This is a genomic window from Pseudochrobactrum asaccharolyticum, from assembly GCF_003314995.1.
Lineage (GTDB): Bacteria > Pseudomonadota > Alphaproteobacteria > Rhizobiales > Rhizobiaceae > Pseudochrobactrum > Pseudochrobactrum asaccharolyticum.
This window is the reverse complement of sequence record NZ_QNRH01000002.1, coordinates 625,112-645,084: the sequence shown is the minus strand read 5'-3', so window position 1 is coordinate 645,084 and position 19,973 is coordinate 625,112. Positions and strand designations below refer to the sequence as shown.

Sequence of the window (19,973 nt, the reverse complement as noted above, 5' to 3'; positions counted from 1 at the left end):
GCGGCGTTGCTTTTTTTTGAAAGGCATTAAATAGTGATGAAAGTGATAGCTGACTGTAAAGGATAAACCATGGCCTCAGTTCTCGTTTTTGCCGGATCAAACCGTAAAAATGCCTATAGCGGTCAGCTCGCCGCAGCAGCTGTGCAGGAACTGACGCGGCAAGGAGCTGAAGTCACGCAGATTTCACTGAAAGATTATCCGTTGCCGATCATGGATCAGGATCTGGAAGCGGAAGAAGGTATTCCGGAAAATGCCTATAAGCTTGCACGGCTTTTCAACGCCCATCAGGGACTGTTGATTGCATCACCGGAATATAATTCCTCGATCCCGCCGTTGGTGAAAAACACGCTGGACTGGATCAGCCGTATTCATGAAGATGGCGGCAAGCCGTTTCAGCCGACATCGCATCTGACTGTCGCTTTGTGCTCCTCGTCGCCTGGCGGTTTTGGCGGCATGCGCGGTCTTTATCATCTGCGCTCGGTTATGATGATGCTCAATACCCAGATTATTTCCGAACAATGTTCGGTTGCTCATGCTCATCAGGCCTTTAACGAGGATGGTGCATTGCGCGATGAACGCACAGCCCAGACCCTTGCCCGTGTTTGCCGCAGCCTGATCAGCAAGATCTGACCTTTTCACTCAGCGCTTGTTGTGCGAAGAGAGACGCAATTTCAGATTAGATGATGTGCGGAGACAGATTATGGATGTAAACAACGTGCGCGACCGGTTGATTGTTGGTCTCGATGTGCCGGATGTAATTGCGGCGGAAAAGATCGTTGAGGAACTGGGCGATACGGTTTCGTTCTATAAAATCGGTTACCAGTTGGTGTTTTCGCAGACAGCAAAGGGTGGCGGTCTGGATTTTGCCTCGCACTTGCTCTCGATGGGCAAAAAAGTCTTTCTCGATGTGAAGCTGCTCGATATCGATAATACAATCGCCAAGGGCGTGGAAAATATCGCCAAGCGCGGTGTGACCATGATGACGCTGCATGCCTACCCAAAAGCGATGCGTGCCGCTGTGGAAGCTGCCAAAGGCTCAGACCTTTGCTTGCTTGGTGTGACTGTTCTGACGTCAATGGATCAGGCCGATATGCTGGAAGCCGGTTACACTATGTCGCCGGAAGAACTGGTCTTGCGCCGTGCACAGCAGGCACGTGAAGCGGGCATGGGTGGTATTGTGGCTTCGGCTGCGGAATCCGCTGCGATCCGCAATATTGTCGGGCCGGATATGGCGATTGTAACGCCGGGTATCCGCCCTGCGGGCAGTGAAGCCGGAGACCAGAAACGTGTCATGACACCGGCAGATGCACTTCGCGCCGGTTCGAGCTATCTGGTTGTGGCACGCCCGATTGTGGGGGCTGCAGATCGTAAAGCGGCAGCGCAGAGCATTCTGGAAGAAATGACTGCGGCTGTGTGAAAATCATGAATGGGAGGAAATGATGACGAAAGCCTATTGGATTGCCCGCGTGGATGTGCGTGATGCTGAGCGGTATAAAGACTATATCAGCACTGCAAAGCCTGCATTTGAGCGCTTCGGAGCCAATTTTGTTGCCCGTGGCGGCACGGCACATGCGGTAGAGGGACAAGGCCGCGCGCGCAACGTCATCATTGAATTCCCGAGCGTGCAGCATGCACTGGATTGTTATAATTCGCCGGAATATCAGGCAGCAGCGGCGATCCGCCAAACAGTTGCGGATGGTGAGATTATAATTGTTGAAGGTAATGCGGTTTGATCGCATTAATGTAGTTAAGATTATAGATACCGGCCTTTACTGGCCGGTATTTTTTATTAAAGATATAAAATAGCAAATCTATTTTTAAGACAGAGGACATCATGGCTTTGAAAATTGCGGTTCAGATGGACCATATCAATTCCATTCGTATCGCGGGTGATACCAGCTTTGCTTTGTGCCTTGCGGCACACGACCGTGGCCATGAGCTTTATCATTATACACCGGATCGCCTGTCGATGCGCGACGGTGTGGTCAGCGCGGCTCTGGAGCCGTTGCAGGTGCGTGATATTGAAGGCGATCATTTTACACTCGGCGAAGCCGTGCATACGGATTTGTCGGAAATGGACGTTATCCTGCTGCGTCAGGATCCGCCTTTTGACATGAATTACATCACCACAACGCATCTTCTGGAACGTATCCATCCGAAGACACTGGTGGTGAACGATCCGGCATGGGTGCGCAACAGCCCTGAGAAAATCTTTGTTACAGAGTTTCCGGATCTGATGCCGGAAACACTGATCACCAAAGACTTGCAGGAAGTGCTGAAATTCCGCAGGGAATTTGGTGATATCATCATCAAGCCGCTTTACGGCAATGGCGGCGCAGGCGTTTTCCACCTAACCTCGGATGACCGTAACCTGACATCGCTGCTGGAAATGTTCGAGCAGATGTATCGCGAGCCGTTTATTGCCCAGCGTTATCTGAAAGATGTGCGCTCCGGTGATAAGCGTATTATCCTCATTGACGGTGAGCCGGTCGGCGCCATCAACCGTGTACCTGCGGAAAGCGATGCCCGTTCCAACATGCATGTCGGCGGCCGTGCTGAAGCGACTGAACTGACGGCACGTGAAAAAGAAATCTGCGCACGCATCGGACCATCGCTGAAAGAGCGCGGCTTTATTCTGGTTGGTATTGATGTGATCGGTGATTACATGACCGAGATTAACGTGACTTCACCAACCGGTATCCGCGAGATCAAGCGCTTCGGCGGTGCAGATATTGCGCAATTGTTCTGGGATGTGGTTGAGGCCAAGCGCGCTTAAATTTCATCTTTATAACTAATTGATATAATTAATAAAATACCGGAAACTCATTTGCGTTTCCGGTGTTTTTGTTTGTTGATGTTGTGCATTTCCCCTGCTTAGAATGCTGTATCAGGTGGGGGCATAAAATGATTGCACGGGTCAGTACAGTTGCTTTTCAGGGCATTGAGGCCAAGCTTGTTGATGTGCAGGTGATGGCGGCACCGGGCAAAATGAGCATGTCGATTGTTGGCCTGCCGGATAAAGCAGTGGCGGAGAGCCGTGAGCGTGTGCAGGCGGCACTTCATGCTTCCGGACTGTCAATGCCGGTGAAGAAAGTGACCATCAATCTGGCACCGGCAGATTTGCCCAAAGAAGGTTCGCATTATGATCTGCCGATTGCCATGGGGCTGATGGTGGCGGTCGGCGCTTTGCCGGAAGATTGTCTGCAATCCTTTGTGGTGCTGGGGGAGCTGGCGCTGGATGGCACAATCGCGCCGGTTGCCGGTGTGCTGCCCGCAGCGATTACCGCCAATATGCATGATCTCGGATTGATCTGCCCGCAGGCCTGCGGGGCAGAGGCTGCATGGACTGATGCGGATATGCCGATCCTCAATCCGCGCAGTCTGATCGCATTGGCTAATCATTTTCGTGGCACTCAGGTATTGTCCTGTCCGCAACCGGCCATAAAAAGCTTTTCCGAAGGGTTGGAGGCGTTTCCTGATCTGGCGGATGTGAAGGGGCAGGAAACCGCCAAGCGCGCACTGGAGGTGGCTGCTGCGGGTAATCATAATCTGTTATTCGTTGGCCCTCCGGGGTCAGGTAAGTCGATGCTGGCGCAGCGTCTGCCCGGAATATTGCCGCCCTTGTCTCCGCGGGAGATGCTGGATGTCTCAATGATTGCCTCCGTTTCCGGCACGCTATCAGGGGGCAGGCTCACAGACCGGCGGCCGTTTCGCAATCCGCATCATTCAGCATCAATGGCGGCAATGGTTGGCGGTGGTCATAAAGCCAGACCCGGTGAGATTTCAATGGCGCATCACGGGGTACTGTTTCTCGATGAATTGCCGGAGTTTTCGCCGCAAGTGTTGGATTCTATGCGGCAGCCCTTGGAGACTGGAGAATGTATGATTGCCCGTGCCAATCATCGCATCAGCTATCCGGCGCGGTTTCAGCTGGTGGCCGCGATGAACCCGTGCAAATGCGGAATGGCCGGTGAGCCGGGCTTTACCTGTGCAAGGGGGCCGCGTTGCCGCAGTGATTATCAGGCACGGGTATCAGGGCCGTTGCTGGATCGTATTGATTTGCGGATAGATGTGGCCGCTCTCAAGCCCTCTGATCTGATTTTAACAGGACAGGCGGAATGCAGTGCTGCGGTGGCGCAACGTGTGGCACAGGCGCGGCAAAGGCAGCAGGAGCGGTATCAGCAATTAGGTATGGCGCATATTATGACCAATGCCGCCTGTCCGCCCAATATTCTGGAGGAGATCGCAGCGGTCAGTAATGACGGGCGTAAGCTGCTCTATGATGTGAGTGAGAAATTGCGGCTTTCTGCCCGTTCTTATCACAGGGTGCTGAAAGTGGCGCGCACATTGGCAGATCTGGAGGCGTTTGCCAGTGTCGAGCGCCGGCATATTGCCGAGGCTGTCTCTTATCGTATGTCAGCGGAAATGCTGAGTGTTTGATAGATTTATTTAACCGCGCCGACAACCAGATTGCTTGGTGTTTCAATGGAAACCCAGCGGCCGGTATGGTTAGCAGCCTGACGCTTGAGATAGGTGTAATCGGTTTCCTGCCAGTTTTTCACGGCATCGGTCAGATTGTCGAGAATGAAATCTCCGCGATCTGTCCGCACTGTCAGAACCGCATGACCTTCGCCATCTGGTTTACGCAGAACTGTGATCAGCAACGAGCTGAGCGGCAAACCGGCTTCTGCCAGTTCACGGCGCTTGAGCAGCACATATTCTTCACAATCGCCAACAGTAGTGGAATAGGTCCAGTATTCTTCAACACCGTAGATTTCCATATCGGTCATTGGCTGGATCAAGGCATTGACTTCAATATTAACCTGAACGATTTTTGCCCATGTTGCCTGATCGAGTTTGATCGGTGCGGTCTGGTTTGAGGTCAGGTTACATTCATTCGGCATGCGCTTGCAGAATTCATAATGGCCGATCGGCTGCGATGTCAGACCACCTGTTGCCATGAAAGGCGCATTGAGCTCGGTTGCTTGTGCAGCTGCACTAAATGCGAGCATCAGGCCTGCGGCTGACAATGTCAGATTTTTAAAATTTATAAAACTGAACATACACAACGCCTCAGCCATACCTATTTATTAACGAAATGTTAATATCGGTAATGGGTAAGAGTCAATTGTGCCGGACGTGTCGCGCCCGCATTTATTAAGAAATGGTTAACGGGCGTTAGGGGGTAATTTACCCCTAATCACGTGCTCTCAGAGCTTGTTGTAGCAAACTTTGGTGTGACCTGCGCCGACAAAGCCCAGTTTCTGCGCTGCACCTTTCGACAAGTCGAGAACACGGCCTTTGATGAACGGGCCACGATCGTTAATGCGCACAACGAGTGATTTTCCGTTGTTCTGATTGGTCACGCGTACTTTGCTGCCGAGCGGCAGAGTACGATGAGCGGCGGTCATACCTGCAGGGTTCATGCGTTCACCCGAGGCAGTTTTAGAAGTCAGTGCATACCACGAGGCGCGCCCGCAATTCGCAGCGGCGGCTTCTGCGTGTGTGCTAGCAAAAGCGGAAATCATGAAAACTGCTGCAGAAAAAGCAAAGAGAGCAGGCAGGCGCTTGGAGCGGATCGTTGTCATGGGTCGTACCGGTGTCGGCAGCCGGAGGTTGTACACGGATCGTACAAAATATCGGGTGCGACGGTTGTGTCAGCGCGCAGATATGGAATGCAGAGAATATTGCAGCCAGTTATCCGGTCTGTCGTTATCAATAATCTGAAATACCAGAAGTTCAGGCGCTGAACTGCAATGTAAATGTGGCGCTGAAATGGTCATAAATGGAATATATTGGGGAGTGAGTTTTGGGTTAACAATCTGTAAAATTTCGTTATATTGAATATATATTTATGAAGTATTCTTGATTTGATTTATTTTTGTCTTTGAGTGATGGGAAATATACATTTTGAATTTTATAGATTCAAAATTCAGCTGCTATTCATAGCCGGATTCAAGAATTCTCTATGTTGATTTTCAGATTCAAAACTGACTCTGATGACAAGCAGGTACAATCTGTGTTTGTATCGCAAGTGTAAAAATGCTTTTGCCAAGTTGTAAATAATGTGGCGAAATTGTGATTTGAGGCGTTGATCACGTTTTTGAAAGCTGATTGCTTGTCTCATCTTTTGAGTTTAGAGCATGATACAGGCGTTTTTGACGGCTACAGTTCTGTTCAGAACAGAATCGCTGTGAATGATTTTCCGGTGAAAACGGACAGATCACTTACAAAAGCACTGTCGTATAGATGCCGGAACAGCAGATTATATGGGATCATATTTATGTCACTTCCTTCCTCTGACGACACTCAGATTAAGCCGGAACCAAATCCGGCTGATATGCAGCATCACGCGCAGGAAGCAGTGACAGGTGACACGCCGGTCGTTTTGTCAGGGCCGCAACGGTTTCTTTATCTATGTCTTGGTTTCTTGATGCTGGCCCTGGGTATTATCGGTGCAATTTTACCGGTCATGCCGACAACAATTTTCATCATTCTGGCGGCATGGTTCTTTGCTCGTTCATCGCCGAAGCTGGAAAAACGTATTCTGGCGCATCCGCAATTTGGCCCGCTGGTGATTAAATGGCGTGACCGCGGGGCTATCCCGCGCCGCGCCAAGAAATTTGCCTGCGGCGGTATGATGATCGGTTATGCGATTTTCCTCTGGAGCGCGCAGCCCGGATTATATTTAGGCCTTGGCGTTGCGCTTTTTATGTTGGCTTGTGCGTACTATGTGGTATCCCGACCAGAGGAGTAAAATCCGGCGCATAGTCTGATGAGACCGCCGGATAGATAATATCTGGGAGAAGACTATGAAAGATGTTGCCGCATCGCGGATTAATCCGGCTGTATCTGCTTTATCTTTGCCGCCGATTCCGGCCGTGAAAGCATGGGCGCAGGCCTATGACGGTGCTTTAGGACCGTTGATTGATTTGTCTCAGGCTGTGCCGGGTTATCCGCCGCATGATGAAATGCTGCGGCTGTCCGGCGAAGCGGCATCCTCTAAAGCTTTTGCGAATTACGGACCGATTGAAGGTCTGCCGGTGCTGCGTGAAGCCTATGCCGCGCATGTCAGCCAGCTTTACAAAGCCAAACTCGATGCAGCGCAGGTGCAGATTACCGCCGGTTGCAATCAGGCTTTTATCGCAGCCGTGATGGCGCTGGCCGGTGCCGGTGATACGGTGATGCTGAGCAATCCGCTCTATTTCAATCATGAAACCTCGCTGGCAATGCTCGGTATTAAACTGGAGCTGATGCCATGCCGTGCGCAGAACGGTTTTGTGCCTGATCCGCAGGAACTGAAAGAGGTTCTGCATGCAGGCATTAAAGTGCTGGCGCTGGTAACACCGAATAATCCGACCGGAGCGGTCTATTCCGCAGATGTCCTGAAACAGATTTATGAGATTTGCCGTGCCAATGGCACATGGCTGATCCTCGATGAGACTTATCGCGACTTTCTCGAAGATGCCGATGCAGTGCCGCATCATTTGTTCGATGAGGCTGACTGGCATGATTATCTGATCCAGCTTTACAGCTTTTCCAAATCCTTCTGTATTCCAGGGCATCGCCTTGGTGCGATTATTGCGGCGGAAGCTGTGATCTCAGAAATTGCCAAGATCATGGACAATCTGCAGATTTGTGCGCCGCTGCCGCCGCAGGCCGCAATTGCGCAGGCGATTGAACCGCTGACCGAATGGCGCAATGAAAACCGCCGTGAAATTGCATCTCGGGCGCAGGCTTTGCGCAGTGCAATAGCGCAGATGGAAGGCTGGGAAGCCATTTCTGTTGGTGCCTATTTCGCCTTTGTGCGTCATCCGTTTAAGGGTGTGGAATCTGCAGCAATATCAGAGAAACTGGCAAAGACCTGCGGAATTATCACCATTCCCGGCGCTTATTTCGGTGAAGGACAGCAGGACTTCCTGCGCTTTGCATTTGCCAATGTGGATGCTGAAACCATTACGGTGCTGCCGGAACGTGTGGCTGCACTGCGTTTTTAAGCTGCGCCTATTCTGCCGCATCTGATGAGCTAGTATTTTATTTGATTCTTCCCCTATAGTGGCAGACGGTCTGCTGCATATCGGGGAGGAATGCATGTTTGAACTGGCAATCGCGTGGGACTGGCTTGGCTTTGCTGCCCGCTGGCTCCACGTTATCACTGCAATTGCGTGGATCGGCTCATCTTTCTATTTTATTGCTCTTGATCTGGGCTTACGCAAAGCGCCTGATTTGCCGCCCGGTGCCTATGGCGAGGAATGGCAGGTTCACGGCGGCGGTTTCTATCATATTCAGAAATATCTGGTGGCACCGTCCCGGATGCCGGAAGACCTGATCTGGTTCAAATGGGAATCCTACGCCACATGGCTTTCGGGCTTTGCGCTGCTGGCCATTGTCTATTACGGCGGTGCAGATCTCTATCTGATTGACCCGCAGGTGCTGAATGTCTCCCGTACTACAGCGATCATCATTTCTCTGGCTTCCATTGCCGGTGGCTGGGTCATTTATGATCTGTTGTGCAAATCCCCGCTGGGGCGCAACACAACACAGCTGATGGTCATTCTCTATTTCGTGCTGGTGTTTATGGCATGGGGCTATACGCAACTGTTTACCGGACGTGCAGCTTTTCTGCATCTCGGCGCTTTCACCGCGACGATCATGTCTGCGAATGTGTTTATGATTATCATCCCGAACCAGAAAAAAGTGGTTGCGGATTTGATTGCGGGACGCACACCTGACCCCAAATACGGCGTGATCGCCAAGCAGCGCTCGACCCATAATAACTATCTGACACTGCCGGTTATCTTCCTGATGTTGTCGAACCATAATCCTCTGGCATTCGGCACGAAATATAACTGGATTATCGCGTCGCTGGTGTTTTTGATGGGGGTAACAATCCGCCATTGGTTCAATACCCGCCATGCGCGCAAGGGCAGCCCGACCTGGACATGGCTGGCAACGGTTTTGCTGTTTATCGTGATTATGTGGCTGTCCACCGAACCGAAACAGCTGGACAATGCGGGGGAAGCGCAGGCATCAACTATTCAGCAGAGCTTTATCAATACATCGGAGTTTGAGACGGTGCGCGATACAGTTTTGGGGCGTTGTTCCATGTGCCATACGGCGGAGCCGTCTTGGGAGGGCATTTTAGTGCCGCCTAAAGGCGTCATTCTCGACAGTGATATTGCGATCGCCGCTCATGCCAAAGAAATCTATCTTCATGCAGCGCGTTCCCATGCCATGCCGCCTGCCAATCTCACAGGGATGAGTGCGGAGGAGCGTCTGTTGTTGCGGCGCTGGTATGAGACTGCTTCCGCTTCTAATCCCTGATCTAATCTATGTTGTAGTTTCAAGGTGTTAGAGCGATCTTTGTGTGCCACGCATGGCACACGGTGCTCTAATACTGACTATTTCTGCTTTTCAGTGAGGATATTTTCATGTCTGTGAATATGACACAAAAGCATAATCAGCGTCTTATCCGCGGGCGTGTTCTTAGCTTTATTCGTGAGCCGCAGGATATCAGTGATACGGCGTCTTATATCTATCATGAAGATGGTGCGCTGCTTGTTGAAAACGGGTTAATTAAAGCTGTCGGCGATTATGCTGCTGTAGCGGCGCAGAAATCACCGGACGCACCGGAGACCGATCACCGGCCGCATCTGATCTTGCCCGGATTCATTGATACACATATCCATTTTCCGCAAAGCCAGGTGGTTGCGTCCTATGCGGCGGAACTGCTGGACTGGCTCAATGATTATACTTTCATCGAAGAACAGAAATATGCCGATGAGCAATTTGGCGAGCATATTGCCGAGCGCTTTATCGATGAATTACTGCGTCACGGCACCACGACTGTTGTGGCCTATGGTTCTGTGCATCCGCAAAGTGTGGATGCATTTTTCCGTGCCAGTGAGCGGCTTAATATGCGCAATATTGCCGGTAAGGTGATGATGGATCGCAATGCGCCTGCCGCTTTATGCGATACGGCACAATCCGGCTATGATGACAGCAAAGCTCTGATTGCCCGCTGGCATGGCAAGGGGCGTCTGGATTATGCGATCACACCGCGTTTTGCGATTACCTCAACTCCGGCACAGCTGGAGGCAGCGCAGGCTTTGGTGCGTGAACATCCGGAATGTTATGTGCAGACGCATTTGTCTGAGAACCATGCCGAGATTGAATTTACCTGTTCGCTCTATCCCGATGCGCCGGATTATACCGGCATTTATGAACATTATGGTCTGCTCGGAGACAAGACCTTGCTCGGACATTCCATTCACTTGTCAGAGCGGGAAATAAAAACATTGGCAGAGAGCCAGTCTGTGGCGGTGTTCTGCCCGACATCCAATTTGTTTCTTGGCAGTGGTTTGTTCGATCGTGACCGTTTGCGTGATGCCGGTGTACGGATTGGTGTGGCTACCGATATTGGCGGCGGCACCAGCTGGTCGATGCTGCGCACATTGGATGAGGGCTATAAGGTGCTGCAATTGCGCGGCCAGCGGCTCAATCCGCTCAGTTCATTCTATATGATGACTTTGGGAAATGCGCAGGCACTGTCGATGGCAGACAGGATCGGTACGCTGGATGCGGGCACCGAAGCTGATTTTGTGATTTTGGACAGCCGCGCAACCTCTGCGATGCGGCTGAGGATGGATGCAGGTTCCAATCTGGCGCAGGAATTATTCCTGTTACAGACACTCGGCGATGACCGCGCGATTGTGGAAACCTATGTGGCTGGCCAGCCGGTAAAACCGGCTAATTAACGGTGTCGGTAAAGCCTGCTTAAAGAAAAACCGGCCGGAAAGTGATTTCCGGCCGGCTAAATATTTATGAATTAATCTTCGTGGATCAGGCTGTGATCGCGGGTTTCTTTCATCCGGATATAGATGATCAGAGAAAGAGCGATCATGATTGTCACATACCAGAAGAACCAGGTTTCATAGCCGGACAGTTTGAACTTCAGCGCCACCCATTCAGCGGTACCACCAAAAATCGTGTTGGCCAGCGCATAAGGCAGAGCAACACCAAGCGCACGGATATGAGCCGGAAACATTTCTGCTTTCACCACCGCATTGATCGAGGTGTAACCGGTCACGATAATCAGACCTGCCATCGACAGACCGAAAGCTACATAAGGATCGGTTGTTGTCGAAAGGGTCGAGAAGATCGGATAGGTAAACAACACACCCATCACGCCGAAACCGATCATCAGCGGCTTACGGCCGATACGGTCGGAAAGTGCACCGGCCAGCGGCTGTATCAGCATGAAGACCAGCAGCGCGAGCGCTGTGATTTCACTGGCGGATTCCTTGCTGAAACCGGAAGTGTTCACGAGGAATTTCTGCAAGTAAGTGGTGTAGGTGTAGAAAGCCAGCGTACCACCGGCAGTCAGTGCCAGAACGGTGAAGGCTTCTTTCGGATAATGCTTGAACAGGGCAAAACCGCTTGAGCGTGGTTTGTCGCTGGTTTTGGCGTTATCGAATGATTTGGTTTCAACAAGGCCACGACGTACCCAGAAGACGAAGATCGCCAGCAGACCGCCGATAAAGAACGGAATACGCCAGCCCCAGTCACCAAGCTGTTCTGGTGTCAGAACGCGCTGGAGGATCAGAAGCACGCCGAGCGCTGTCAGCTGACCGGCAATCAGGGTCACATATTGGAAGCTCGAGAAGAAACCGCGGCGGTTTTTACCGGCCATTTCACTCAAATAAGTGGCGCTGGCACCATATTCACCACCAACACTTAAGCCCTGCAACAGACGGGCAAAAACCAGCAATGCCGGTGCAAATATGCCGATTGTTTCATGGCCTGGTGTTACAGCAATAATCAGCGAGCCGATACACATCAGGGTAACGGAGAGGGTCAGACCGGCTTTACGGCCTTTGCGGTCGGCATAAATCCCCATAATCCATGCGCCGATCGGGCGCATCAGGAAGCCAACCGCGAAAACCGCAGCAGCACTCAGGAGTTCAGCTGTCTGATTGCCTGACGGGAAAAATTTAGGCGCAAAATAGAGTGTAAAAGCAGCATAGACATACCAGTCATACCACTCAACAAGATTACCGGCAGAACCACCGAGAATAGACTTTATGCGGGTTTTACGATCCAGTTCGATCGCCGGACCGCTGACCGGCAAAGCATTGTCTTTAGATGACATTTCAAATCCAATCTTACACCAAAAAGCAAAACCGGATCACGAGGATATACGCATCAATATAAAAGGCTGATGACGGCACGTCTTGGGAGATACGTTTGCCGCCTGCTTCGGGCGATATGCTTGTCCGGTATTGCCGTTCTCTGAAAAGGAAACGAAAAACACTCATCTGCTGCAGGAAACATCCGGCGCATGATACAGATCCTGTCGAATAAACAAGTCCGAACATCACAAATATGCAGCCTGAAGATGCCTGTCGCAGAGGGGTTCTTTGACTTTAACGTCAACTGCCTATGCTGATAAGCGGCGTTTGTCTACGGGAATGCAGCTATTTTATGACTGGCAAGTTTATATTCTTACATGCTGCGAAATTTTAATTCGCATGAGAGTATTCATATATTATAAAATTACTTTGTACGCTTTTGTCCGGCTGTGGCCGTTCGGCTGTTGTTGAAATAAAAGATGAGTGCAGGGCACCCGTCTTGCTTTCTTATCAGGAAGCAGTAACGTCGCGCGCGTACAGGCTGTAAAGCCTGACCGGATGTGATTTGTTACCAATCATTTATGACCTGCTACCGCATTGGTATGCGTAGGGGCTGAGGGTGGGGGAGAACCAGCTTATCCGGAATATTCTCAATTCCGCATCCTCTATGGCAGTATTACCATGACCAACCCAACGCATAATCTTCGCGCGGCTCTGATTGCTTTTATCGCATTTGCAGCCTTTTCCGGCGGTGACACGACCGTCAAAACGCTGAGCGCCCGTATCGGCGTTTATGAAACCACATTCTTATTGTCGGTCTTTGCGCTGTCTTTTATCGTTGGTCATGGCGTTTTGAGCGGTCAGGCGAAGCGTTTATTGCCGGTCTACCCTAAACTGGCCTTTGGCCGCGCATTGTTATTATCGATGAATACGCTGCTGATTTATTATGCGTTTTCAGCTTTGCCACTGGCCGAAGCCTATGTGCTGGGCTTCCTGTCACCGATCTTTGTGGCAATCGTTGCGTTTATCATGGTGGGCGAGCGGCTTTCACTGCGGGGATGGTTCGGGGTGATTCTCGGTTTTGCCGGTGTGATCTGGATTTTGCAGCCCGGTGCTGCGCCGTTATCCGCAGGGCATGTGGCCGCTCTGGGCTCGGCATTGTTTTTCGCCATTGCGCAGGTTCTGCTGCGCCGTGCCAAAACGGATGAATCTGACAAGGCGCTGGTTGTTGCTCTTCTGATCGTCCAGTCCTTTTTCGCCGGATTACTGGCACTGTATAATGGTCTGATTACGCCTGACTGGCAGGATCTGGCGCTGGCCGCTTTGGGTGGTGGTTTGATTGCCTTTGCACAGACCATGATTGTTAAAGCCTTCCGGCTTGGTTCTGCCGCTGTCGTTGCACCCGTGCAATATAGCCAGATCATCTGGGGGCTGTTCTATGGTGCGCTGCTGTTTAATGCACCGGTTGAAGTGCATATGCTGGCGGGTGCCGTGGTTATTCTGATTTCCGGCTGGCTGGTGCTGAATTAAGATATGCTTTTGCTTTGAACCAACCGGATTAAACCGGTTGGCGGACTATATTTAGCACTTTATATTGACGGCATTGCTGTCTCCCTTAATTTACCGGCATAGCGGGAATAATCCGCATGGGAATGAGGGGGGAGGCGGATGCAAATGCCGCATGATAATAAGACATCGGTAGCCGATGCTGAGAATGAGCTGATTTATCCGGCACATCCTTTGCCTGAAAGCGGAAATCTGCAAAATCTGACGAAATATGTGCGTACAGGGCGTGCAATGCTGACCGGTATTTTTCTGATGATACTGGTTTATGCTCTGTATTTTGCGCGGGATTTTTTCATGCCGGTCACGCTGGCAATTTTGCTGGCTTTGATGCTGACGCCGATTGTGCGCTTCTCCAAAAAACGGCTCGGCATTTCCGAAGCTATTTCTGCTACGCTGCTTGTGGTCTTGTCTTTTTCATTCATCGGCGTGACCGGCTATCTTTTAAGCGGGCCGGTTACGGAAATGGTGAGTGAAGCGCCGGAAATCGGGCGGGAGCTGACAGAGAAGCTGCACCGGTTGCGTGCACCGGCAGAACATTTACTCAATATCAGCAAACAGGTCGATCAGGTCGCACAAATGGGACAGGATCCGAAAGTGCAAACAGTTTCGCTGGCGCAGCCCGGCATTCTTTCACAGGCCGCAGGAAATGTCTTGTCAGGCGGCACGACCATTGCAGTGACATTTATTCTAACGCTGTTCATTCTTGCCTCGGGAACCATGTTCTATGAAAAGATCATCCAGTCTTTTGGCAAGCTGAGCGAAAAAAAGCGGGCTTTGCGGGTCGTCTATGATGTTGAACAGGTTATTTCCAGTTATCTGCTGACGATCACGGTCATTAACGGGCTTTTGGGACTGACAATCAGTCTGGGACTGTGGGCATTGGGAATGCCAACGCCGTTTGTCTTCGGGGTGATGGCGGCGCTGCTCAATTTTCTACCTTATATCGGTGCATTGACGACAATTGTAGTGGTCGGGATTATTGCTATCGTGTCCTTTGACCAGATTGCCTATGCCATGCTGGCTCCGGCTTTTGTGCTGGCCTGTAATATTCTTGAAGGACAAATTGTGACACCGACCATTATCGGCCGGCGTTTGGAGCTGAATACGGTTGCAGTTTTTGTAGCAGTTGCCTTCTGGTCATGGCTGTGGGGCTTTATCGGTGCCCTGATTGCGGTGCCGCTTCTGGTTGTCATAAAAGTTTTCTGTGACCACTTTGAAACATTGCGCCATGTGGGTAATTTTTTGTCCGCTCAGGCAGCCGAGGATGAGCGCGAACCGGAAGAAAGAAAAGTGAAGCCATCCTAACGATCTGATTTCATTATCTTTTCAATAGGGCTGTTTTCTGTCGCTGTATTGATCATGCGGGAAAATGTATTTTTTTATTATAAAACGCTGAAGTGCGGACTGATACAAACCTGTAATATTAGTGTCATATAGCTGTAATATAGAGCGCGTAGATGGCTGGTAACGTCGAAAACGTTACCTCATTCTTCTAACTGGAGCTGCTCCTATGAACAAGCTGATTACAACGACTGCTGCATTGGCAATTGCTGCTGTAGCCGGTGCCACCGCCGCTCAGGCTCGCGAACAGATTCAGGTTGCCGGTTCGTCAACCGTTCTGCCATATGCGAAGATCGTTGCTGAAACTTTCGGCGAAACCTATCCGGATTTCAAAACCCCAGTGATTGAATCCGGCGGTTCGGGCGCAGGCATCAAAGATTTCTGTAAAGGTGTAGGCGAAAATACAATCGACATCGCTAACGCATCCCGCGCAATGAAATCCTCTGAACTCCAGTCCTGCATTGATGCAGGTGTAAAAGATGTTCAGGAAGTGCGCATCGGTTATGATGGTATCGTTTTCGCAACCGACATCAACGGTCCGGATTGGAAACTGACACCGGTTGATGTTTACAAGGCATTGGCTGCACAGATCGTTGTAGACGGCAAGCTGGTCGACAATCCGAACACCAAGTGGAATCAGGTAAACGCTGCTCTGCCGGATTGGGATATTGCTGCTTACATCCCTGGCGAAAAGCACGGTACCCGTGAAGTTTTCGAAGAAAAACTGCTTGCTGACGGCTGTAAAGAAAGCGGCGCGCTGGAAGTCATCAAAGCCGGTGGTGCAGATGACAAAGCTGCTGCCAAGACCTGTATCGCTGTGCGTAAAGACGGTAAGGCTGTTGATATCGACGGCGATTACAGCGAAACACTCGCACGTATCAGCGCCAACAAAACCGGCGTTGGTGTATTCGGTCTGTCCTTCTACGAAAACAATGCTGACAAGCTGAAAGTTGCATCTGTGAATGATGTTGTACCGACAGCCGATGCAATCGCCAAAGGTGAATATCCGGTATCGCGTCCGCTGTTCTTCTACGTGAAGAAAGCCCATATCGGTGTGATCCCTGGCCTGAAAGAATATGTGGACTTCTTCCTTGCTGATCAGATGGTTGGCGATGACAGCCCGCTGGCAGACTATGGTCTGGTACCTGCTCCGGAAGCAGAACGCAAAGCGCAGCGCGATGCCTTTGCAGCCGGCACAGTAATGCAGGTTAAATAATTGAACTGGGTCCGGGTGCAGATCATCTCTGCGCCCGGATTATCTTTTTGTCGTGGACGGTGATCAGGGAATTTAAATGTCGATCATGCTGGTCTTAACAATTGTGTTCGTGCTTGGTGTGGCAGGGTTCTTCCTTGGCCGCGCAAAAGCGGTTGCACAGTTGAATGCCGTAAAAAATGTGGCTGATAAGAAAGAAAAACCGCATTCCCGTCCGCATTATCACGGATGGTGGATTTTCTCTCTGACTGTGATGCCGGCGCTGATTTTATTCGTCGTCTGGTCACTGAGCGCTACCGTCTATCTTGAGCAGACTGCTAAATCGCAGCTGAATACTGCTCTGGGCAATACTGAAAATTACAGCGAAAGCCTGACACTTGGTGTGGTGAAAAACCTCGCTTACGGGCTTGAGCGTCTTGATCCGCAGCAACGCGAAAATCTGCCGCAAACCTATCCTGAAATGCGTGCATTAATGGCTGAAAACGGTGTGGCATTAGCTACTGAAGGCCATGATGTGATGGTGCCGGTCGCGATACAGTGGGACAAGGCTGCCAGCTTATCTTCCAATATCCGCGCAGGCCTCACAATTGCCTTGGCGATTGCCGGATTTATCTTTGGCTGGATGACGATTGCGCCGCGTGTACGTGCCCGCAACAATGTGGAAAACATTGTACTGTGGGGGCTGATCGCCGCGTCGACAATCGCAATCCTTACGACTGTCGGCATTGTTTTCTCGATGCTGTTTCAGACGATTAATTTCTTCAGCGATGTTCCGGCCTACGAATTCTTCTTCGGAACTGTGTGGGATCCGCGTTTTGCGGCTGCCGGTGCCACAGATTCACATGGTCAGTTCGGCTTAATCCCGTTGCTTGCCGGTACACTTTATATCGCGCTGGTCGCGATGATCTTCGCTGTGCCGGTTGGCCTTTTCGCTGCGATTTATATGTCGGAATATGCCGGTGCCCGCACCCGCGCTATCGTTAAACCGCTGCTGGAAGTGCTGGCCGGTATTCCTACCATTGTTTACGGTTTCTTCGCGCTGGTCACAGTCGGACCATTCCTGCGTGACCTGAGTGCAGCGTTGACCGGTGGTCAGGGCTTTATCATGGCGCAGAGCGTGCTCACCGCCGGTCTGGTGATGGGTGTGATGCTGATCCCGTTTGTATCCTCGCTGTCCGATGATATTATTACCGCAGTCCCGCGCTCCCTGCGTGACGGTTCGCTGGGATTGGGTGCAACCCGTTCCGAGACCATCAAGCGTGTGATTCTGCCTGCCGCATTGCCGGGTATTGTTGGTGCGCTGCTGCTGACAGCCTCCCGTGCGATCGGTGAGACCATGATCGTGGTGCTCGCTGCCGGTGTGGCTGCCAATCTGACGATTAACCCGTTTGAAGCCATGACAACGATCACTGTTAAGATCGTCAATCAGCTGACCGGTGACCTTGAGTTTAACTCACCGCAGACACTGGTGGCTTTTGCACTGGGTATTACGCTCTTCTTCCTGACACTGCTGATGAATATTTTCGCTCTCTACATAGTGCGTAAATATCGGGAGCAATATGAATGACCGATGCAGTTTTCACTCCCAAGGCAACATCCGGTGCGCCTGCACGCCGTGATATCGGCCTGAAGCGCCGCTATGCCGCCGAACGCCGCTTCCGTATCTATGGTATGATTGCGATTGGCATTGGTATTTTCTTCCTCTGCGCATTGTTTCTTTCTGTTGTTTCCAAGGGCTACACAGCCTTCTGGCAGACAACGATTGAAATTCCGGTGCTGCTGGATGAGAAAGTAATTGATCCGTCCAATGAGCGTGCAACTAACCCGAATGTGCTGATTACTGCGAATTATCCGCTGCTGGTGCGCAATGCGCTGGCCGATAAGCTCGGCGTTGAGAAATCCAATCGTCCGGCAATGCGCGATATGACACGCTTCTATTCGGATGGTGTGCGTTTACAGTTGCGTGAAATGGTTATGGCTGATCCGAAACTGATTGGCACAACACAGACTGTTAAATTTCTTGCCGCTGCGGATATGGATTCTGCCAATAAAGGCCAGATTGATCTGACCGTTGATCAGAGCAAGCGTAAAGTATCCGACCTGCAGGTTGGCTGGATGAAAACCCTGAAGGATGAAGGCGTGATGCGCCAGTCCTTCAATACCGGCCTGTTCACCATGGGGGCTTCCAGCCGTCCGGAAACATCGGGTCTGGGCGTCGCTCTGATCGGCTCGCTCTATATGATGCTGATCGTGCTGGTTTTCGCGCTGCCAATCGGCGTTGCCGCTTCGATTTACTTGGAAGAATATGCGCGTAAAAACCGCTTTACCGATATTATCGAAGTCAACATCAACAATCTGGCTGCGGTTCCGTCCATCGTGTTCGGTTTGCTGGGTCTGGCGGTTTTCATCAACTTCTTCGGCATGCCGCGTTCGGCCTCGCTGGTTGGTGGTCTGGTGCTGACGCTGATGACGCTGCCAACCATCATTATTGCCACACGTGCAGCGCTGCGGGCAGTACCACCTTCTATCCGCGCAGCGGCGCTGGGGCTGGGTGCTTCTAAAACACAGGTTGTGTTCCATCACGTGCTTCCGCTGGCTGCACCCGGCATTCTGACTGGTACGATTATCGGGCTGGCTCAGGCACTTGGTGAAACTGCTCCGCTGTTGCTGATCGGTATGGTGGCTTTTGTTGCCAATGCTCCGGTCACCCCGATGGATCCTGCGACTGCATTGCCGGTGCAGATTTTCATGTGGGCGAATGAAGCAGAACGTGCTTTTGTAGAGCGGACATCAGGCGCGATTATCGTGCTCCTCCTGTTCCTCGCTGTGATGAATATTGTTGCGATCATCTTGCGCCGCCGTTTTGAGCGCAGATGGTAGTCACGACGGAGATGCGATCATGAACCTGATGAATGATTATACGTTAGAAAAAACACTCGGAGAGAAGATGAACGCCTTGCCTAAAAAAATCAAAATGCGCGGGGACAAGGTCAAGGTTTTCTACGGTGAAAAACAGGCTTTGCACGGCGTTGATCTGGATATCGAAGAAAACAGCGTCACCGCGCTGATTGGTCCGTCCGGCTGTGGCAAATCGACCTTTCTGCGTTCCCTCAACCGTATGAATGATACGATTGAAGGTTGCCGCGTTGAAGGGCTGATCACGCTTGATGGTGAAGATATTTACGACCCGAAAATCGATGTGGTGGAACTGCGTGCCCGCGTTGGCATGGTATTCCAGAAACCAAATCCGTTTCCGAAATCAATCTATGAAAACGTCTCCTACGGCCCGCGCATTCACGGTCTGGCACGCAGCCGTGCGGATCTGGATGCGATTGTTGAGAAAAGCCTGCGCGGTGCAAGCCTTTGGGAAGAAGTGAAAGATCGTCTCAATGATGCAGGCACCGGCCTGTCCGGCGGTCAGCAGCAGCGTCTTTGCATTGCCCGCGCGATTGCGGTGAGCCCTGAAGTCATTCTGATGGACGAACCTTGCTCGGCACTTGATCCGATTGCGACTGCGAAGGTTGAAGAGCTGATTGATGAGTTGCGCCGTGACTATACGATTGTCATCGTAACCCACTCGATGCAGCAGGCCGCGCGTATTTCGCAGACGACTGCGATGTTCCATTTAGGCAATCTGGTGGAAGTCGGTGATACGGATATGATGTTCACGACGCCGAAGGAAAAGCGCACGCAGGACTATATTACCGGCCGTTTCGGCTAAT

General features: G+C 51.3%; 18 protein-coding genes. 15 read left to right on the top strand and 3 right to left on the bottom strand.

All coding sequences use genetic code 11. The annotated features are described in order from the left end of the window. The first annotated feature begins 69 nt into the window (after nucleotides 1-69). The 5 genes from DFR47_RS07445 to DFR47_RS07425 all read left to right on the top strand — a co-directional run bounded on the left by DFR47_RS07445 (nucleotide 70) and on the right by DFR47_RS07425 (nucleotide 4,440). On the top strand, nucleotides 70-630 hold the full coding sequence (locus DFR47_RS07445; protein WP_113943724.1) for an NADPH-dependent FMN reductase: 561 nt from the start codon (nucleotides 70-72) through the stop codon (nucleotides 628-630). Between the two features lie 70 nt (nucleotides 631-700). Then, nucleotides 701-1,417 carry an orotidine-5'-phosphate decarboxylase gene (gene pyrF / locus DFR47_RS07440; protein WP_113943723.1) on the top strand — a complete coding sequence of 239 codons (717 nt, stop codon included), beginning with the start codon at nucleotides 701-703 and terminating at the stop codon, nucleotides 1,415-1,417. Nucleotides 1,418-1,439: 22 nt separating this feature from the next. Continuing rightward, on the top strand, nucleotides 1,440-1,733 hold the full coding sequence (locus DFR47_RS07435; protein ID WP_113943991.1) for a DUF1330 domain-containing protein: 294 nt from the start codon (nucleotides 1,440-1,442) through the stop codon (nucleotides 1,731-1,733). Between the two features lie 101 nt (nucleotides 1,734-1,834). Further along, complete coding sequence (gene gshB / locus DFR47_RS07430) at nucleotides 1,835-2,776, top strand: glutathione synthase (protein ID WP_113943722.1); 942 nt, start codon at nucleotides 1,835-1,837, stop codon at nucleotides 2,774-2,776. 128 nt (nucleotides 2,777-2,904) lie between these two features. Beyond that, complete coding sequence (locus tag DFR47_RS07425; RefSeq protein ID WP_113943721.1) at nucleotides 2,905-4,440, top strand: YifB family Mg chelatase-like AAA ATPase; 1,536 nt, start codon at nucleotides 2,905-2,907, stop codon at nucleotides 4,438-4,440. Nucleotides 4,441-4,445: 5 nt separating this feature from the next. Here the strand turns inward: DFR47_RS07425 and DFR47_RS07420 are convergent, their stop codons facing one another. Beyond that, entirely contained in the window at nucleotides 4,446-5,063 is a 618-nt protein-coding gene (locus DFR47_RS07420) for a transglutaminase-like cysteine peptidase (RefSeq protein ID WP_374788338.1), read from the bottom strand. Nucleotides 5,064-5,210: 147 nt separating this feature from the next. Further along, on the bottom strand, nucleotides 5,211-5,528 hold the full coding sequence (locus DFR47_RS07415) for a septal ring lytic transglycosylase RlpA family protein (protein WP_113943989.1): 318 nt from the start codon (nucleotides 5,526-5,528) through the stop codon (nucleotides 5,211-5,213). Nucleotides 5,529-6,340: 812 nt separating this feature from the next. Between DFR47_RS07415 and DFR47_RS07410 the strand changes: the two genes are divergently transcribed. From DFR47_RS07410 to guaD, 4 genes are all read left to right on the top strand, one after another. Further along, nucleotides 6,341-6,757, top strand: a complete 417-nt coding sequence (locus DFR47_RS07410; RefSeq protein ID WP_113943988.1) for a YbaN family protein — start codon at nucleotides 6,341-6,343, stop codon at nucleotides 6,755-6,757. Nucleotides 6,758-6,812: 55 nt separating this feature from the next. Next, nucleotides 6,813-7,997, top strand: a complete 1,185-nt coding sequence (locus DFR47_RS07405; RefSeq protein ID WP_113943720.1) for an aminotransferase — start codon at nucleotides 6,813-6,815, stop codon at nucleotides 7,995-7,997. A 94-nt stretch (nucleotides 7,998-8,091) separates the two neighbouring features. Beyond that, nucleotides 8,092-9,324 carry a urate hydroxylase PuuD gene (locus DFR47_RS07400; RefSeq protein ID WP_113943719.1) on the top strand — a complete coding sequence of 411 codons (1,233 nt, stop codon included), beginning with the start codon at nucleotides 8,092-8,094 and terminating at the stop codon, nucleotides 9,322-9,324. A gap of 107 nt (nucleotides 9,325-9,431) precedes the next feature. After that, nucleotides 9,432-10,757, top strand: a complete 1,326-nt coding sequence (gene guaD, locus DFR47_RS07395) for a guanine deaminase (protein WP_245416478.1) — start codon at nucleotides 9,432-9,434, stop codon at nucleotides 10,755-10,757. Nucleotides 10,758-10,828: 71 nt separating this feature from the next. On the opposite strand, the gene DFR47_RS07390 is transcribed toward guaD, so the two are convergent. Continuing rightward, entirely contained in the window at nucleotides 10,829-12,151 is a 1,323-nt protein-coding gene (locus DFR47_RS07390) for an MFS transporter (RefSeq protein ID WP_113943718.1), read from the bottom strand. 661 nt (nucleotides 12,152-12,812) lie between these two features. Between DFR47_RS07390 and DFR47_RS07385 the strand changes: the two genes are divergently transcribed. The 6 genes from DFR47_RS07385 to pstB all read left to right on the top strand — a co-directional run bounded on the left by DFR47_RS07385 (nucleotide 12,813) and on the right by pstB (nucleotide 19,972). Further along, nucleotides 12,813-13,661, top strand: a complete 849-nt coding sequence (locus tag DFR47_RS07385) for a DMT family transporter (protein ID WP_113943717.1) — start codon at nucleotides 12,813-12,815, stop codon at nucleotides 13,659-13,661. A 267-nt stretch (nucleotides 13,662-13,928) separates the two neighbouring features. Further along, nucleotides 13,929-15,002 (top strand): AI-2E family transporter, encoded by a 1,074-nt coding sequence (locus DFR47_RS07380; RefSeq protein ID WP_245416503.1) that lies wholly within the window; start codon nucleotides 13,929-13,931, stop codon nucleotides 15,000-15,002. Between the two features lie 205 nt (nucleotides 15,003-15,207). Next, nucleotides 15,208-16,254 carry a PstS family phosphate ABC transporter substrate-binding protein gene (locus DFR47_RS07375; protein WP_113943716.1) on the top strand — a complete coding sequence of 349 codons (1,047 nt, stop codon included), beginning with the start codon at nucleotides 15,208-15,210 and terminating at the stop codon, nucleotides 16,252-16,254. A 76-nt stretch (nucleotides 16,255-16,330) separates the two neighbouring features. Then, nucleotides 16,331-17,818: a phosphate ABC transporter permease subunit PstC gene (gene pstC, locus DFR47_RS07370; protein WP_113943715.1), complete on the top strand. Its 1,488-nt coding sequence runs from the start codon at nucleotides 16,331-16,333 to the stop codon at nucleotides 17,816-17,818. Then, complete coding sequence (gene pstA, locus DFR47_RS07365; protein ID WP_113943714.1) at nucleotides 17,815-19,131, top strand: phosphate ABC transporter permease PstA; 1,317 nt, start codon at nucleotides 17,815-17,817, stop codon at nucleotides 19,129-19,131. The genes pstC and pstA overlap by 4 nt, the downstream gene beginning before the upstream one ends. A 67-nt stretch (nucleotides 19,132-19,198) precedes the next feature. Next, a complete protein-coding gene (gene pstB, locus DFR47_RS07360; RefSeq protein WP_374788350.1) occupies nucleotides 19,199-19,972 on the top strand; it encodes a phosphate ABC transporter ATP-binding protein PstB in 774 nt (257 codons plus the stop codon). Nucleotide 19,973 lies beyond the last annotated feature (1 nt).

Bases quoted from the DNA above. Each gene is read 5' to 3' on its own strand.
- DFR47_RS07445 (WP_113943724.1), top strand. From the start codon at position 70: ATGGCCTCAGTTCTCGTTTTTGCCGGATCAAACCGTAAAAATGCCTAT.
- guaD (WP_245416478.1), top strand. From the start codon at position 9,432: ATGTCTGTGAATATGACACAAAAGCATAATCAGCGTCTTATCCGCGGG.
- pyrF (WP_113943723.1), top strand. From the start codon at position 701: ATGGATGTAAACAACGTGCGCGACCGGTTGATTGTTGGTCTCGATGTG.
- DFR47_RS07415 (WP_113943989.1), bottom strand. From the start codon at position 5,528: ATGATTTCCGCTTTTGCTAGCACACACGCAGAAGCCGCCGCTGCGAAT.
- gshB (WP_113943722.1), top strand. From the start codon at position 1,835: ATGGCTTTGAAAATTGCGGTTCAGATGGACCATATCAATTCCATTCGT.
- DFR47_RS07380 (WP_245416503.1), top strand. From the start codon at position 13,929: ATGCTGACCGGTATTTTTCTGATGATACTGGTTTATGCTCTGTATTTT.
- DFR47_RS07405 (WP_113943720.1), top strand. From the start codon at position 6,813: ATGAAAGATGTTGCCGCATCGCGGATTAATCCGGCTGTATCTGCTTTA.
- DFR47_RS07385 (WP_113943717.1), top strand. From the start codon at position 12,813: ATGACCAACCCAACGCATAATCTTCGCGCGGCTCTGATTGCTTTTATC.
- pstA (WP_113943714.1), top strand. From the start codon at position 17,815: ATGACCGATGCAGTTTTCACTCCCAAGGCAACATCCGGTGCGCCTGCA.
- DFR47_RS07375 (WP_113943716.1), top strand. From the start codon at position 15,208: ATGAACAAGCTGATTACAACGACTGCTGCATTGGCAATTGCTGCTGTA.
- DFR47_RS07425 (WP_113943721.1), top strand. From the start codon at position 2,905: ATGATTGCACGGGTCAGTACAGTTGCTTTTCAGGGCATTGAGGCCAAG.
- DFR47_RS07400 (WP_113943719.1), top strand. From the start codon at position 8,092: ATGTTTGAACTGGCAATCGCGTGGGACTGGCTTGGCTTTGCTGCCCGC.
- pstC (WP_113943715.1), top strand. From the start codon at position 16,331: ATGTCGATCATGCTGGTCTTAACAATTGTGTTCGTGCTTGGTGTGGCA.
- DFR47_RS07420 (WP_374788338.1), bottom strand. From the start codon at position 5,063: ATGTTCAGTTTTATAAATTTTAAAAATCTGACATTGTCAGCCGCAGGC.
- pstB (WP_374788350.1), top strand. From the start codon at position 19,199: ATGAACGCCTTGCCTAAAAAAATCAAAATGCGCGGGGACAAGGTCAAG.
- DFR47_RS07390 (WP_113943718.1), bottom strand. From the start codon at position 12,151: ATGTCATCTAAAGACAATGCTTTGCCGGTCAGCGGTCCGGCGATCGAA.
- DFR47_RS07435 (WP_113943991.1), top strand. From the start codon at position 1,440: ATGACGAAAGCCTATTGGATTGCCCGCGTGGATGTGCGTGATGCTGAG.
- DFR47_RS07410 (WP_113943988.1), top strand. From the start codon at position 6,341: ATGCAGCATCACGCGCAGGAAGCAGTGACAGGTGACACGCCGGTCGTT.